At 47.0% G+C, this 14,584-nt stretch carries 16 protein-coding genes; 10 read left to right on the top strand and 6 right to left on the bottom strand.

Going from position 1 to position 14,584, the window contains the following annotated elements:
• Both C1T29_RS22560 and C1T29_RS22555 read right to left on the bottom strand, forming a co-directional pair.
• On the bottom strand, positions 1-289 hold a 289-nt coding region (locus C1T29_RS22560), incomplete at its 3' end, for a YjdJ family protein (RefSeq protein WP_208945566.1).
• Between the two features lie 164 nt (positions 290-453).
• Positions 454-1,242, bottom strand: a complete 789-nt coding sequence (locus C1T29_RS22555; protein ID WP_023857043.1) for an RsfA family transcriptional regulator — start codon at positions 1,240-1,242, stop codon at positions 454-456.
• Between the two features lie 219 nt (positions 1,243-1,461).
• Here C1T29_RS22555 and C1T29_RS22550 point away from each other — a divergent pair, with 219 nt between their 5' ends.
• The 4 genes from C1T29_RS22550 (at position 1,462) to C1T29_RS22535 (ending at position 4,749) form a co-directional block, all read left to right on the top strand.
• Positions 1,462-1,686, top strand: a complete 225-nt coding sequence (locus C1T29_RS22550; RefSeq protein WP_003186096.1) for a YuzB family protein — start codon at positions 1,462-1,464, stop codon at positions 1,684-1,686.
• A 239-nt stretch (positions 1,687-1,925) separates the two neighbouring features.
• Positions 1,926-3,224: an HD domain-containing protein gene (locus tag C1T29_RS22545; protein WP_023857044.1), complete on the top strand. Its 1,299-nt coding sequence runs from the start codon at positions 1,926-1,928 to the stop codon at positions 3,222-3,224.
• A 30-nt stretch (positions 3,225-3,254) separates the two neighbouring features.
• Entirely contained in the window at positions 3,255-3,758 is a 504-nt protein-coding gene (locus tag C1T29_RS22540; RefSeq protein WP_023857045.1) for a YwgA family protein, read from the top strand.
• Positions 3,759-3,942: 184 nt separating this feature from the next.
• The gene (locus C1T29_RS22535) at positions 3,943-4,749 is read left to right on the top strand and encodes a zinc-dependent metalloprotease (protein WP_025810626.1); all 807 of its coding nucleotides are present in this window, start codon (positions 3,943-3,945) and stop codon (positions 4,747-4,749) included.
• A gap of 42 nt (positions 4,750-4,791) precedes the next feature.
• Here C1T29_RS22535 and C1T29_RS22530 read toward each other — a convergent pair whose 3' ends face one another.
• The gene (locus tag C1T29_RS22530) at positions 4,792-4,977 is read right to left on the bottom strand and encodes a 2-hydroxymuconate tautomerase (RefSeq protein WP_025810627.1); all 186 of its coding nucleotides are present in this window, start codon (positions 4,975-4,977) and stop codon (positions 4,792-4,794) included.
• 86 nt (positions 4,978-5,063) lie between these two features.
• On the opposite strand from C1T29_RS22530, the gene C1T29_RS22525 reads away from it, so the two are divergent.
• Positions 5,064-5,747, top strand: coding sequence for a site-2 protease family protein (locus C1T29_RS22525; RefSeq protein ID WP_230368477.1), 684 nt, complete (start codon positions 5,064-5,066; stop codon positions 5,745-5,747).
• Between the two features lie 12 nt (positions 5,748-5,759).
• On the top strand, positions 5,760-6,275 hold the full coding sequence (locus C1T29_RS22520) for a YwhD family protein (RefSeq protein ID WP_020453305.1): 516 nt from the start codon (positions 5,760-5,762) through the stop codon (positions 6,273-6,275).
• A 60-nt stretch (positions 6,276-6,335) separates the two neighbouring features.
• Here the strand turns inward: C1T29_RS22520 and C1T29_RS22515 are convergent, their stop codons facing one another.
• The gene (locus C1T29_RS22515) at positions 6,336-8,408 is read right to left on the bottom strand and encodes a transglycosylase domain-containing protein (RefSeq protein ID WP_103749418.1); all 2,073 of its coding nucleotides are present in this window, start codon (positions 8,406-8,408) and stop codon (positions 6,336-6,338) included.
• A 368-nt stretch (positions 8,409-8,776) separates the two neighbouring features.
• On the opposite strand from C1T29_RS22515, the gene speE reads away from it, so the two are divergent.
• From speE to argS, 4 genes are all read left to right on the top strand, one after another.
• Complete coding sequence (speE, locus tag C1T29_RS22510) at positions 8,777-9,607, top strand: spermidine synthase (protein ID WP_023857050.1); 831 nt, start codon at positions 8,777-8,779, stop codon at positions 9,605-9,607.
• Between the two features lie 54 nt (positions 9,608-9,661).
• Complete coding sequence (gene speB / locus C1T29_RS22505) at positions 9,662-10,534, top strand: agmatinase (protein ID WP_023857051.1); 873 nt, start codon at positions 9,662-9,664, stop codon at positions 10,532-10,534.
• Positions 10,535-10,689: 155 nt separating this feature from the next.
• A complete protein-coding gene (locus C1T29_RS22500) occupies positions 10,690-11,118 on the top strand; it encodes a YwiB family protein (protein ID WP_023857052.1) in 429 nt (142 codons plus the stop codon).
• Positions 11,115-12,785, top strand: coding sequence for an arginine--tRNA ligase (gene argS / locus C1T29_RS22495; protein ID WP_023857053.1), 1,671 nt, complete (start codon positions 11,115-11,117; stop codon positions 12,783-12,785). Before C1T29_RS22500 ends, argS begins: the two co-directional genes overlap by 4 nt.
• A gap of 85 nt (positions 12,786-12,870) precedes the next feature.
• On the opposite strand, the gene C1T29_RS22490 is transcribed toward argS, so the two are convergent.
• On the bottom strand, positions 12,871-13,137 hold the full coding sequence (locus C1T29_RS22490; RefSeq protein ID WP_023857054.1) for a hypothetical protein: 267 nt from the start codon (positions 13,135-13,137) through the stop codon (positions 12,871-12,873).
• Between the two features lie 73 nt (positions 13,138-13,210).
• On the bottom strand, positions 13,211-14,401 hold the full coding sequence (cls, locus tag C1T29_RS22485; protein WP_026580253.1) for a cardiolipin synthase: 1,191 nt from the start codon (positions 14,399-14,401) through the stop codon (positions 13,211-13,213).
• Between the last annotated feature and the right edge of the window lie 183 nt (positions 14,402-14,584).

The following is a 14,584-nucleotide window of genomic DNA, read 5'->3' as shown; positions in this document are numbered from 1 at the left end:
TGTTGAGAAGATAAGCCGTCAAAGCGATGATATACGCCAAACTGACAGCCATTAAAATTACGGTTGCCGGCGTATGCTTGGCCGCGTAGACGAAAAAATCAAGCTGGGAAATATCGTGTGCGTATTTTATGGAGTCCTCTCCATAGAGCAGTTTTGTAAACTTGGCTGTATATTTCCACTCCCACGGCACCTTTAAAAGCTCGCTGCCTTGATACCAGCTTGCCAATGCAGAAAACAAAAACAAAAGGGCTGCCGTGCCTAACTGAACCGCATATAAAACAAACTTCATCGAATACCCCGCCTTATAAATTGCTATCCCTATTATGAAATTTTTGTCATATGAAAGCAAGCCGCAGAGGTAAAAAATACCCCCTTTTTTCAAGAAAGGGGTATCAGCGTATCGGCAAATTTTTATGTTTCAGTTCTGTCTCTTTGCCGCACCCTCTGAAAGCGCTATTCAGCCATTTTTTCTAAATTGCCGTTCCGGTCCATTTTGAAGGCGGGCGCAGCGTGTTCGTCTTCTTCGAATAAAACTAGTTTTCTTGCACGGTTCATAATTTTTACGAGCGTTTCGTAGTCTTCCTGGATGGTCGACTGGTCTTTTTCCAGCTTTTTGACTTCAGCTTCAAGCTTTTCAACTTTTTTCGTCAGCTCTTCATTTTCCTGTTTTAAGCGGTCATTTTCCATTTTTAAAGCGGCAGTCTGTGCTTCGTTTCCTGTGTAGTTTTGCAGGAAGCGGATCACATCATCGATCGTCATGTCTTTCGATGAATCGGCTGAATGGCCTGCCTGCGGCTGGTTTGGCGATAGAAGGTGCGATAAACTAGCTAACTCTTCTTTAAAGCTCTCATCAACATAAGGCAGATGCTCGCTGGCGATCGGCTGCTGTTCGCTTGAATCGGCGGTTGCTTTCTGCTGCTCAATGACGCTTTCTGCAGGCGGTTCAGCCTCTGTTTCGACAGGCGGCTTGTATAATAAGCGTTTTTTCGCCGGCTGGCCGTTTCCAAGGGCGCGCATTCTTTGCTTCCTTTGTTTTTTAGCCAGCTGCAATGCTTTTTCGTATTGGTGGCGGACAACCGCGTTCCATCTAAAACCGCAGGCGGCTGATGTCCTGTTCAGTCTGTCTCCGACTTCCTCGAAGGCGTTCAGCTGTGTGCTGCCTTCTCTGACATGCCGCAATACCGTTTCAGCAAGCAGTAAATCATTCTCTTCAGACCAAGCGTCTTGTCTTTGTTTCATCACTTCTCAACTCCCATTGTCAGTATTGGTATTAGATTGTCCATTTTGGAAAATATTTATACAAGTTTGCTAAAAGAATAGGAACTGATTTTTTTAGCGCGATCCTTGCAGGAATGAAAGAATCCTTGTAAAATGAAGGATGGTGTCATTTTTTATCAAAGTTCGGCACGGTTGAATGCCTTTCATAAAGACAGATGAACAAAACGAAAGGAAGCGTATGAAATGGCTAATGAATTTCGAGTATGCGACGATTGTCAGGCCACTAATTTAAAGACGCTTTTGCCCCGTCTGAAAGAAATCGATCCGGATGCAAAAGTGGAAATCGGCTGCCAGTCTTACTGCGGGCCGGGACGAAAAAAATCGTTCGCGTTTGTCAATAATCGTCCGCTGTCAGCTCCTGATGAAGACGAGCTGATCGAAAAAGTGAAAAAGAAACTCAAAAAATAACCGCCTCCCTAACGGGTCAGGCGTTTTTGCTTGTTTGCCGGCTTTTTTGCAGTCTGGAACAAATAGCCGGGTAAATTCAAGGATGTTTTCAAAAAAGCAGACTCGATATAATAGAAACAGACCTAAAAGAAAACAAGCAGATCGGGCAATACTTACAATATACATTTAGTTCTCCGAAGAAAAAGAGACGGATGGGCAGCGATCAGTTTGCCTCACGTTTGAAAAAAAGAGGGACAAAAATGGCGTATCCAAACGGAAAATTATCAGAAGAAAAAGTGTTTAAAGATCCTGTTCACCGCTATGTCCATGTACGGGACAAGCTGATATGGGACTTGATCGGAACCCGTGAATTTCAGAGACTGCGCAGAATCAAACAGCTTGGAACGACCTATTTGACGTTTCACGGAGCCGAACACAGCCGTTTCAACCATTCTCTCGGCGTCTATGAAATTGTCAGAAGAATGGTTGATGACGTTTTTAAAGGCAGGGAGGAATGGGATGACAGCGAGCGTGATCTGTGCCTTTGCGCCGCATTGCTGCACGATTTGGGGCACGGCCCGTTTTCCCATTCGTTTGAAAAGGTCTTCCGGCTTGATCATGAAGATTTTACGAGAGCGATCATTTTAGGCGATACAGAAGTTAACCAGGTGTTAAACAAGGTGAGCCCGACGTTTGCAAAGGATGTCGCTGAGGTCATCGCGAAAACCTATCAAAACAAACAGGTCGTCAGCCTGATCTCAAGCCAGATTGACGCTGACCGCATGGACTATCTTCAGAGAGACGCCTATTATACCGGCGTCAGCTACGGCCATTTCGATATGGAGCGGATCCTCCGCGTGATGCGGCCGCGCGAAGACCAAATCGTGATTAAGCAAAGCGGAATGCATGCCGTTGAGGATTATATTATGAGCCGGTACCAGATGTACTGGCAGGTCTATTTCCATCCTGTGACAAGAAGCGCGGAAGTGATTTTGACGAAGATTCTTCACCGTGCAAAGCAGCTTCATGAGGAAGGCTATGTTTTCACGTATGCGCCCGTGCATTTTTATTCTATTTTTGAAGGCAATGTCACATTGGAAGATTATTTGAGTCTTGATGAAGCAATCATTCTTTATTATTTTCAGGCCTGGGAAAAAGAAGAGGATGAGGTTTTGTCTGATTTATGCCGCCGGTTTATCAACCGCAGGCTGTTCCAGTATGCGGAATTCAATCCGAATGAGGAAATGGCGACTTACTTTGAACTGACCGCCTTGTTTAAAGAATCAGGGATTGATCCCGATTATTACCTTGTGGTGGATTCGTCCTCAGACCTTCCTTATGATTTCTACAGACCGGGGGAAGAAGAGGAGCGCCTCCCGATTCAATTGCTGACGCACAACGGCCAGATTAAGGAGCTGTCGCGGCAATCCGATATTGTCGATGCGATATCAGGCAAGCGGAGAACGGACCATAAGCTGTATTTCCCGCTCGATTTAATCGAAGGATTGCCTGACGGCCGTCATGCGAAAAGAATGAAAGAATTGCTCGGACTGATATAGAAAGAAAAGGATGAAGGAGATGGCGGAGATTTGTTAAAAGAACATGCAAAGCTGATGAAGGTCTTCTCGGATTCGGGGGAGATTGTCGGGCGGAAAAAGCTGCAGAAAATCATTTATATCGCAAAGAAATTGGAGCTTCCCTTTTATGAAAAGTATGATTTTCATTTTTACGGGCCCTATTCAGAGGAGCTGACGCTTCAAGTCGAAGAACTTTGCAATCTCGGATTTCTTCATGAAGTCAAAGAAAAAAAAGGCGGCTATTATCAATACCGCTATTCGCCCACTGAAGCGGGAACGCAGTTTTTGAGCCAGTGTGAGCTGGATATGCGGGATATTAAAGCCTATATAGACGACGTGAACGGCCAGTCATCGCGCTTTTTGGAACTGGTGTCGACGATTCTGTATTTTGAAGGACTGGAGCAGGAAGAGATCAGAGAAAAAGTGTTTACCGTAAAAAGCAAGCAGCGGTATACGGACGAAGAATTCGATGAAGCCGTCGCTTACATAAAAAAACTCAGAGACCTTTGTTCATAAGCCTGCCGGAAAACGGTAGGTTTTTTGTTTTGTTTTATTGTAAACATTTTGGAATTTTTGTGGGGAAATAGAAAGGAGCAGTAAACAGAACGCGTGTAATATTTCCTCTTTTTGGATGAATTGAAGGAATTTTTAGACAACTAGCAGAATCTTTCATTCGTTCAAAAAAAGGAGGGAATTAGCAGTGAAAAAGCGTTCTATATTCTTATCTCTATTACTTTCCGTCAGTCTCATCCCCGGTTTGACGGCAGGCGCCGCCAAGGTTGACGGGCACGATCATGAACACGGCCATGAAGTAAAAGGAACTCATATCGATTCTTTGCCTAAGGCGAAAGACTTTAAAGACTTGAAAGGAAAAGTTCAAATAGAAAGAACGGTCAATACGAAAATATTGGATGAGAAAGGAAATGTGACGGGAACAAAAACGTTTAAAAAGAATACGAGCAAAGGGACATTTTCAACCCAGGCAGGCACGGGCAGTCAGAAAGTGAGCGTCCTGGCCGTGGCTGACGCTCAGTATCGCGCGAAATACAGCGATTGGCAGACGAGAATCGTCCAAATTATTGAGCAGGCGGATGTCATGTTCAACAGGGACCACGATATTGATTTTGTCGTCGAAGCCGTGGCGCCTTGGACTTCTTCAGGCAGCAACAGCTCTCAAATTCTATCAAACCTTCAGAGCAATTTCAGCGGACGCAGCTATAAATTTGTCGTCGGATTTACGGCGAACAGCAATTTTGACGCCGGCGGCATCGCATACGTATACAACAGCAAGCCGAACGGCAGCGCCTTCAGCGTAAACCTCGACCAGGGAACGGCCAACACGGCAAAAGCGGCGACCCACGAATTTTCCCATAACTTCGGCTTGAACCACGATGCGCAAGGAAGCGGAATCCGCTGCATTATGAACTACGACTACGCCTACACGGTCGATGTCTGGGATTCGGCTCACAATAGCCAGATCACAAGAAATAAAGCTTGGTATAAATAATAAAAACGGCGTCCCGCATGTAAGCGGCAGACGCCGTTTTTATTACATATCGCTCATTCGTTTGCCGGCGACACCGTAGTTTTCCTTTTTCAATTCCTCAATGATGACCGCGATTTTTTCTGCAGGTGCGCCTGTTGTTTCGGAGACGGCTTCGGTCACTTTTTTCACCAGATTTCTTTTTTGATCATCTGTGCGGCCTTCCAGCATTTGAACCGTTACGTACGGCATATGTTCTCCTCCTCCTTTTAAAAAATGGCTGCTTACTTTAGCATCAGCTGCTCTTATAGTATACTGGAGATAGTAAATCTTTGTATATGAGAAAGAGGGAAAGCCACATTTTAGACCGTTTTCTTATTTATCCGCTGGAAATGATTCCGTATGTTGTTTTGACACTTGCTGCCGCATTCACCGTGCATGAGGTCGCCCATGCATATGTGGCATACAAATTCGGTGATGAGACGGCCAAACGGCAGGGCAGGCTGACGCTCAACCCGCTCAAGCATCTTGATCCGTTTGGAACGATTTTGATCTTTATTTTGGGATTCGGATGGGCAAGGCCGGTGCCCGTTAACCGCTTTTATTTTAAAAATCCGAGGCTGGCCGGATTTCTCGTGTCAATCGCAGGACCGATCAGCAACCTGATCCTTGCTTTCATCGGTTTTATATTGCTGCTTTTGTCCGTGAAGCTGTCCGGGACGCTGCCTTCCGGTTTTTACAGCGGCTTGCTTCAATTTTTTACGATTTGGGTGAATCTCAACCTGCTTTTATTTCTGTTTAATTTAATGCCGTTCCCGCCCCTTGACGGTTTTCGGGTTATACAGGATGTGGTCGCCCCCGATGTGCGGGCGAAGCTGTCGAAATATGAAGCGTACGGCTCGATCGTGTTTCTGATCATCGTCATTACGCCGCTTGGCCAATATGTATTCTGGCCGTTTTTGAATGAAGGGCGGGAATATATCATCTCGATATTTAACAGCGTTTTCCGGCCGCTGATGTAGGAGGTATTTTTGATGGAACAAGGAAAAAAGAAAAAAACAATCGGATTCAATATTATTAAAAGCGATCCGACGGACGGACACGGGGGATTTGGTGCAGGGGCTTTAAGCCTTGACAACATCTCGCCTGTCTTTGTCGATGTCGAAGAGAAAGAAGCGTTTGTTGATATCGGCGCCATGCACGCCCGCAGCACGGTTGAAAAAGGAATCAAATTTTTGCCGAACAAGGAAGAGGTGCCGAACGGAAAACCTTACTGGCTTGTGTGGGTTACGATCGACCGCAGGGAAGAAGGCCCTTATTATGCGGGGGTGACGGCTTGCGAAATGACGGTGGACAGAAGCATCCGCCGCGGCTACAAATCGCTTCCGGAGCACGTGAATTTAATGGATAAGTCGATGAAGCGGAAGATTATCGTCGAGCACATGGATGAAAGTTCCAAGCGCGTTCTGGCCGATTTTCTGAAAAATCATGATCAAGGGCTTTGGGACCGTTCATCAGACGAGCTGAAAAAGGGATTGCTTCAGCAATAGGAAAAAACCCCCCGGACCGCCGTGAAGTCCGGGGGGTTCGTCTATCCCGCCCAAAAAAGTTTATTCTTCTTTTTTAAACCATTTTTCCCACCACTTTTTCCGCTTGTGGGGAGCGGCGGGTTTTTCGCGCCCGGCTTTTTGATCCTTATAGATTTCTTTTCCGTAGCAAACCTGCTCGGGTTCAGTACCTTCGATAAAATAAGCGAAATATTTGGACGGACAGCTGGGCGCCGCCGCATAGCCTGTAGCAGGGTCAATATACATCCCTTTCACGCCTTCAGGCGGCTTTAAAGCTGCGGCGGGCGCGTTTTCAAGCGCTTTTTCCATAAATTTGGCCCAAATTTGTTTGGCATAGTTTTTCTCTGCGACGGCATCGATTGTCCGCTCTTTGTCATATCCCGTCCACACGCCTGAAGCAAGGCCGGGATAAAAGCCGATCATCCAGCTGTCGGTGCTGGTCGTTCCCGATTTTCCGGCGTATGGGCGCGTCAGCTGATCTGCGATCGTCCGCCCGGTAACAGATGTATAGCCGTTGAGTGATTTGTCGAACATTCCGCTCATCATGTTGGCCGTGATAAAAGCCGCTCTTGGGTCAAGGATTTGTTTGCTTCGCTTCGGTTTTTCGTAAAGAATCTCCCCGTTCGAATCGGTAATTTTCGTAATAAAGGAAGGTTCGATTTTTTTTCCGCCATTGGCAAACATGGCGTATCCGTTTACCATTTCAATCGGCTTCACGGGGGATGTTCCGAGCGCAAGCGACGGCACTTTTTGCAGCGGGCTCGTGATGCCGAATTGTTTTGCAGCATCAATCAGTTTGTCCATGCCGAGGAAAAGGTGCGTTTTCACGGCGTAAATGTTATCGGACAAAGCCAGGGCCTGAAGAAGAGTGATCGGGCCGTCTGCGTAATAGCCGTGATAGTTGCTCGGCGAATAAGCGCTGCCTTGCCCGAGCTCAAATGTCGTTTCCGCGCTCCTCATCCGGGTGGCCGGCGTAAAACCGTTTTGAACAGCTGAATAATAAAGGAAAGGCTTCATAGTGGAGCCGGGCTGCCGCATAGCCTGGGTTACGCGGTTAAACGGGCTTTTTTCGTAGTCGCGTCCTCCGACAAGCGCAAGAACGCTGCCGTCGGACGGATTGATCGCTGCAAACCCTGCCTGAATGTCAGATGACGAATCAATCGTGCGTTCGATCGTGTCCTCGGCAATTTTTTGGAGACGCGGGTTGAGCGTGGTGAATACGTTGTAGCCGCCGGTTTCTGCTTGCTCCGGTGTCAAATGCAGCAAGCGCGCGATTTCTTTAACCGCTTCGTCATAAAAGTACGGAGCGGTTTTAGCGGTTGTTTGCTTATCCTGTTTTTCAAAGCGGAGCGGCAGTTTTTTCAGTTCTGCCGCCTGCTTTTTCGTCAGCTTGTTTTCTTTCTCCATCATTGTCAGGATCATTTCCTGGCGTTCTTTCGCCTTTTTTTCATTAACAAAAGGCGAATAAACGGAAGGACCCTTTGGAATGCCGGCAAGCATCGCAGCTTCCGCCGCATTGATATCCTTGGCCCGTTTGCCAAAATACATCCGGGAAGCAGCTTCGATTCCGTAGGCTCCATGCCCGTAATAAATCGTATTTAAATAGCCTTCCAAAATATCTTTCTTTGTGTAGTTTTGTTCGAGCCGTATCGTATAAAAAGCTTCATTCCACTTTCTTTTCCATGTTTTATCGTGGCCGAGGTAGAGGTTTCTCGCATATTGCTGTGTAATGGTGCTGGCTCCCTGAACTTTGGACATCGCCTTTAGATCGGCGATGAGGGCGCCGCCCATCCTCATATAGTCGAAGCCGTGGTGCCGGAAGAAGTTCCGGTCTTCAACTGCAAGCGTGGCATCGATGACGGCGGGATTGATGCTTTTCAGCGAAACCCAGTACCGCTTTTGCCCGTAATGCGTCTCCCCTATCTGCTTTCCGCTTCCGTCATACAGCACGGTAGACCTCGGCACCTGAATCGAAGGAGCGCCTTGCCATTTGGCTGCCAGGACCACCGTCATGACAACGATTGAAAGGAAGATCAGCATCAATGCTCCCATGAACAAAAATGCGCGTATCGTCTTGATAGTTAAACGGACCCGCTTGTCCGTCATCATGTCCATGTTCAAATCTCCTCCCGGATAAATAAATGTTCTTATCATTATGAGGAAAAAGAGGAGGGTTTAAACAAGCGGGAAGGAAAAAACGGCAGACCCTCTAGGAGGCGATTAACAGAGCAACCGGAGGAATCCTCAGTTTTGGCAGTCGCCGCTGCAGAATTAGCTTATGTACATCTGTGGCAAGCTCAGCCCAAAACGGCCGTCGGGAATGGAATGACTCCTGAAAATGAATTGATCCGTCTTTACAATCACCTGCAATTCCTCTATACTTTTTCCTTAGGCAAAAGCCGATGCTTCAGTGCAGAATAATCGTCGCCGCAGGCGAGAAAAATAGATGGAAATACAGCTTATCACGAAAGGAAGATGACGCTTTGAGCGGACTTTGGTACACAGAGAAGCAAACGAAAAACTTCGGCATTACGATGAAAATCAACAAGACTTTACATACAGAGCAGACGGACTTTCAAAAGCTCGAAATGGCCGAGACGGAAGAATTCGGCAACATGCTGTTTCTTGACGGCATGGTCATGACATCTGAAAAAGATGAATTTGTCTACCACGAAATGGTGGCGCATGTGCCCCTGTTTACGCATCCGAACCCTGAGCATGTACTTGTGGTCGGCGGCGGAGACGGCGGCGTCATCCGTGAAATTTTGAAGCATCCGAGCGTCAAAAAAGCGACGCTTGTCGATATCGACGGCAAGGTGATCGAATACTCTAAGAAATTTTTGCCTTCCATTGCAGGCAAACTTGACGATCCGCGCGTCGAAGTAAAGGTCGATGACGGCTTTATGCACATTGCAGAATCTGAAAATGAGTACGATGTCATCATGGTCGATTCAACCGAGCCTGTAGGGCCGGCTGTCAACTTGTTTACAAAAGGCTTTTACGCCGGCATAGCAAATGCGCTAAAGGAAGACGGCATTTTTGTTGCTCAGACGGACAACCCTTGGTTTACACCTGAACTGATCACTAACGTTCAGCGCGATGTAAAAGAGATCTTTCCGATTACAAAGCTGTATTTGGCCAACATTCCGACATATCCAAGCGGATTGTGGACGTTTACGATCGGTTCGAAAAAATACGATCCTCTTGAAGTGGAGGACAGTCGCTTCTTCGATATTGAGACGAAATACTATACAAAAGAAATTCATAAAGCGGCATTCGTCCTTCCGAAATTCGTCAGCGATTTAATCAAATAAAACAGTTTGGCGCAGGATGGTATTCTGCGCTTTTTTTCAGGGAGGTTTTTGAAGATGAGATTTGATGAAGCATATTCCGGCAAGGTGTTTATCGCAAGCCGCCCCGATTGGGAAGAGGCGGACGCCATCCTTTACGGCATGCCGATGGATTGGACGGTCAGCTACCGTCCCGGATCGCGCTTCGGTCCGGCGAGAATCCGCGAGGTGTCCATCGGGCTTGAAGAATACAGCCCTTATTTGGACAGGGAGCTTGACGAGGTTCATTTCTTTGACGCCGGCGACATCCCGCTGCCTTTCGGGAACCCGCAGAAGAGCCTCGACATGATTGAAGAATATGTTGACAGCATTTTAGAAAAAGGAAAATTCCCGCTCGGAATGGGAGGAGAGCACCTCGTTTCATGGCCGGTTATTAAAGCGATGTATAAAAAATATCCCGATCTTGCCATCATCCATATGGATGCGCACACAGATCTCCGCGTCGACTATGAAGGAGAGCCGCTCTCGCATTCGACGCCGATCCGCAAAGCAGCGGAACTGATCGGTCCCGGCAATGTCTATTCATTCGGCATCCGCTCCGGTATGAAAGAGGAGTTTGAATGGGCAAACGAAAACGGTATGCACATTTCCAAATTTGAAGTGCTTGAGCCGCTTAAATCCGTCCTGCCGAAACTCGCAGGGCGTCCGGTTTATGTAACGATTGACATCGATGTCTTAGATCCCGCTCATGCGCCGGGAACCGGTACGGTTGACGCCGGAGGCATCACATCAAAAGAGCTGCTCGCTTCGATTCACGAAATCGCCCGCTCAGACGTCAACGTTGTTGGAGGAGACCTGGTTGAGGTCGCTCCGGTCTACGACCATTCGGAACAAACCGCAAATACGGCAAGCAAGCTGATTCGCGAAATGCTGCTCGGCTGGGTGAAATAAACAGGCTGTCCTTTTTCGGGACGGCTTTTTTCTTAGAAAATGGTTTATCTTCCCGTCCGTTCTGTTAAGATGGTATAAAGGAGCAGCGGTTGAACTTTTTTTCCCGAATGATTATACTAATCAAGTCAAATCGGATCAAAAAAGGAAGTGTCGGAATGAACCAGGAGACACCCGTTAATATCCATGTGAAATCTGTTATCCGGGAAGGATCGGACACGGAAACGATCGAGTTCCGGACAACTGGGTTTTATTATATGAAAAAAGATAAAATATATCTTTCTTATCATGAAGAGCATGATGCGGGAAAGGTGAAGACGATCGTAAAAGCAAGCGAAAACGAAGTTCTGGTGATGCGTTCCGGCGCCATTGAAATGAAACAGCGTTTCAGGCCGGGCAGCCGCACCGTCACTCATTATAAAATGCCTTTCGGCAGGCTCGAGCTTGGCGTGGATACAAAATCCGTATCAGTCACCCGGCAGCCGCCAGACGGAAAGATCAGTGTTGAGTACGATATGATTGTAAGCGATGAACAAAAGCATTTACATATGATGTCGATTTCGTATAGAGGAGGACACGAGTCATGAACATAGTCGAACAAATGAAAGATGTGCTGAAGCAGGAAATTAAAGAAGCTGTCATGAAAGCCGGCCTCGCCGCAGAAAGCGAGATTCCCGAAGTCGTATTGGAAGTCCCGAAAGACAAGTCGCATGGAGACTATTCCACTAACATGGCGATGCAGCTGGCGAGAATCGCCAAAAAAGCGCCGCGGAATATTGCCGAGGAAATCGTCGCATCCTTTGATAAAGGAAAAGCGTCGATCGACAAACTTGATATCGCAGGACCGGGTTTTATCAATTTCTACATGAACAATCAATATTTAACGAAGCTCATTCCGGCTGTGCTTGAAGCAGGAGAGGCCTACGGTGAAACAAATATCGGAGGCGGAGAACGCGTTCAGGTGGAATTCGTCTCAGCAAACCCGACGGGCAACCTGCATCTTGGACATGCCCGCGGAGCCGCTGTCGGAGATTCTCTCTGCAATGTACTTGAAAAAGCGGGGTATGAAGTGAGCCGCGAATATTACATCAACGATGCCGGCAATCAAATCAACAACCTCGCATTATCCGTCGAGGCCCGTTACTTTCAGGCGCTTGGAAAAGACAAGCCGATGCCTGAAGACGGATATCACGGCGAAGACATTAAGGAAATCGGCCGAAAGCTCGCCGATGAATTCGGCGACCGTTTTGTTCATGAAGAAGAGAGCGAACGCCTCGCGTTTTTCCGTGAATACGGCTTAAAGTACGAATTAGGCAAACTTCGTGAAGACCTCGAGAATTTCCGTGTCCCATTTGATGTCTGGTACTCAGAGACATCGCTTTACCAAAACGGAAAGATCGATCAGGCGCTCGAAGCCCTTCGCGAAAAAGGGCACATCTATGAAGAAGACGGGGCGACATGGTTCCGCTCGACGGCGTTCGGCGATGACAAAGACCGCGTCCTGATCAAAAAAGACGGGTCCTACACGTATCTTCTGCCTGACATCGCTTATCACAAAGACAAGCTTGACCGCGGCTTCCAAAAGCTGATCAACGTATGGGGAGCGGACCATCACGGCTATATCCCGCGCATGAAAGCGGCCATTGAAGCGCTCGGTTATGACAAAGAAACGCTTGAGGTCGAGATCATCCAGCTCGTCCATCTCTACAAGAACGGCGAAAAAATGAAGATGAGCAAAAGAACCGGAAAAGCTGTGACAATGCGCGATCTCATTGATGAGGTCGGCCTTGACGCGGTGCGTTACTTCTTTGCGATGCGCAGCGCCGATACGCACATGGACTTTGATCTTGACCTGGCTGTCTCCACATCGAATGAAAACCCGGTTTACTACGCGCAGTACGCTCATGCGAGAATTTGCAGCATGCTGCGACAAGGCGAAGAAAAAGGTATTTCATTTGAAGGGAACCTTGACCTGACGAAAATCGCTTCTGAAAAAGAGTATGATCTGCTTAAAGTGATCGGCTCGTTCCCTGAGGCTGTCGCCGATGCCGCAGAGAAGCGGATTCCGCACCGCATTACAAACTATATTTTTGAATTGGCATCTGTGCTCCACAGCTTTTACAATGCTGAGAAAGTTCTCGATCCGGCAGATGAAGAAAAAAGCCGGGCGCGTTTATCATTGATGAAGGCAACACAAATCACATTAAATAATGCACTCAAGCTGATCGGCGTATCAGCTCCTGAAAAAATGTAAAACGAATCCCCCGTCCTTTGAACGGGGGATTTTTTCTTGATTTGGTGAGGAGGCGTCTCACACAAGGAAGGTCCGTCGCCTTCCCTTATTGAACTTGAGCGTCAGAAAGAATCGATTGTGCTTTTCTTACTAACTCCTGCGCCATCTTCCCTTCGATGACAATCAGGCACTCATTTTCGCGATTGGCCATTCTGAACATTTCCAGTTCAATTAAATCTTTAATTTTGCACATTGTTTTTCTTGAGCATATATAAAGCTGATGTCTGGCTGAGCGGCAAAGTCTGTACAGCTCAATCAAGTTTTTTAATGTCATCGATTGTGCGCGGAGCTTAATCGACTCTGCTTGGTTCATCATATATCCCTCCGTATGTAATCATCACTTTGGTGAAATGTTACCCGCATGTTATGCAGGATAAACGTACGATTCATAAAAAATATGAAATCGATTTCGCCAGCCATTCGATGGGCCGCTGCATCACCGGCCGCTTCGCATACCGCTCCTTTGTCAGAAGCTCGGCGTGTTCAATACTTTCCTTGACGACGTCAAAGAATTGTTTTGTCCAGTCTTTATCATGGATGACGACATTCACTTCATCATTGAGAAACAGGCTTCGATTGTCAAAATTTGATGTTCCGATCATCACATGCCGGTCGTCGACGATCAATGCTTTTGCATGATAAAAGCCTCTGTAGTACCGGTAAATATAGCAACCCGCCTCCAAAAGTGCGGGAAAGTTCGTGTAGGCGGCCTCTTTGACAAGCGGATGGTCGGCTTTCATCGGCACGAGAACCGAGACGATCACGCCTCTTTCCCTGGCTGAAAGAACTGCTTGCTGCAAAGCCGGACTCGGAATATAGTACGGCGTGCAAATCATGATTCTTTCTTTTGCCTGATCAATAAATGAAATGTATTTTCCTTCCAGAGAAAACCCTTTTGTCGCATGTATCGAATGGGTGACAGCTCCTTGATGGAGCGGCGGGAACATACCGCTGTCCGGCTGTGATAGCGGCGCTTCTCTATTGAAGTCTGATAAAAAAATGTGCTGCAAGTCGGCAACACCTTCCCCCGTCATTCGCAAATGGTAATCCTTCCACGGGCCGAATTCCGCTTTTTTACCAAGGTATTCTTTCGCAATGTTAAATCCGCCCACATAGCCGATCTTTCCGTCTATGACGGCGATTTTCCGGTGATTTCTTGCATTCAGTCGATAAAAGAAATAAGGGAAGCCCGGATTGTTGACAAAAAAAACGTGCGCTCCGCTTTGTTTCAAGTCTGACAGCGTTTTTTTCTTTACCTTCATCGCGCCGATCCGGTCAATCAGCAAGCGTACGCATACGCCGGCTTTCGCTTTATCCTTCAGCATTTTTAAAAATTCAAGGCTGATATCATCGTTCTTCACAATATAAAACATGACATGCACCGACGATTCGGCCTGGCGGATGTCATCCAGCAGCCGCTCACACAAGTCTTCTCCGTTATGAATCAGTTCAATATCGCTTTTCTTCTCTGAAAAAACGGGTTCGTAGGCTTTCCTTTCAAAGGCTTTGCGGCCGAAACGGAAATCGAGCGCAAGAAGCAGGATGAGAAAACATACCATAATCATAAGCGGCACCAATGAAGACACTCCCTTTTTTCGTGTAAAGAATAGTGTCCCCCTAATTTCCTGCATTTATGAAAACATATTGACTGAACACTCATTCATTATTTAAGATAAAGGTAGTTCAATGTTATTTCAGGTTGATATATAAAAACAGCAGGCGTTTCTTTAGTGTCAGGAGTGCTTTTCTCTACAGCAAAA

It is taken from the genome of Bacillus sp. MBGLi79 (assembly GCF_002953915.1).
Note: the sequence above shows the minus strand (reverse complement) of the source record. Positions and strands in the feature narration are given on the sequence as shown.

Coding starts and splice junctions, on each gene's coding strand:
- C1T29_RS22550 (WP_003186096.1), top strand. CDS start 1,462: ATGGCTAATGAATTTCGAGTATGCGACGATTGTCAGGCCACTAATTTA.
- C1T29_RS22490 (WP_023857054.1), bottom strand. CDS start 13,137: ATGAACCAAGCAGAGTCGATTAAGCTCCGCGCACAATCGATGACATTA.
- C1T29_RS22515 (WP_103749418.1), bottom strand. CDS start 8,408: ATGGACATGATGACGGACAAGCGGGTCCGTTTAACTATCAAGACGATA.
- argS (WP_023857053.1), top strand. CDS start 11,115: ATGAACATAGTCGAACAAATGAAAGATGTGCTGAAGCAGGAAATTAAA.
- C1T29_RS22520 (WP_020453305.1), top strand. CDS start 5,760: ATGGAACAAGGAAAAAAGAAAAAAACAATCGGATTCAATATTATTAAA.
- C1T29_RS22530 (WP_025810627.1), bottom strand. CDS start 4,977: ATGCCGTACGTAACGGTTCAAATGCTGGAAGGCCGCACAGATGATCAA.
- C1T29_RS22500 (WP_023857052.1), top strand. CDS start 10,690: ATGAACCAGGAGACACCCGTTAATATCCATGTGAAATCTGTTATCCGG.
- C1T29_RS22525 (WP_230368477.1), top strand. CDS start 5,064: ATGAGAAAGAGGGAAAGCCACATTTTAGACCGTTTTCTTATTTATCCG.
- speB (WP_023857051.1), top strand. CDS start 9,662: ATGAGATTTGATGAAGCATATTCCGGCAAGGTGTTTATCGCAAGCCGC.
- C1T29_RS22545 (WP_023857044.1), top strand. CDS start 1,926: ATGGCGTATCCAAACGGAAAATTATCAGAAGAAAAAGTGTTTAAAGAT.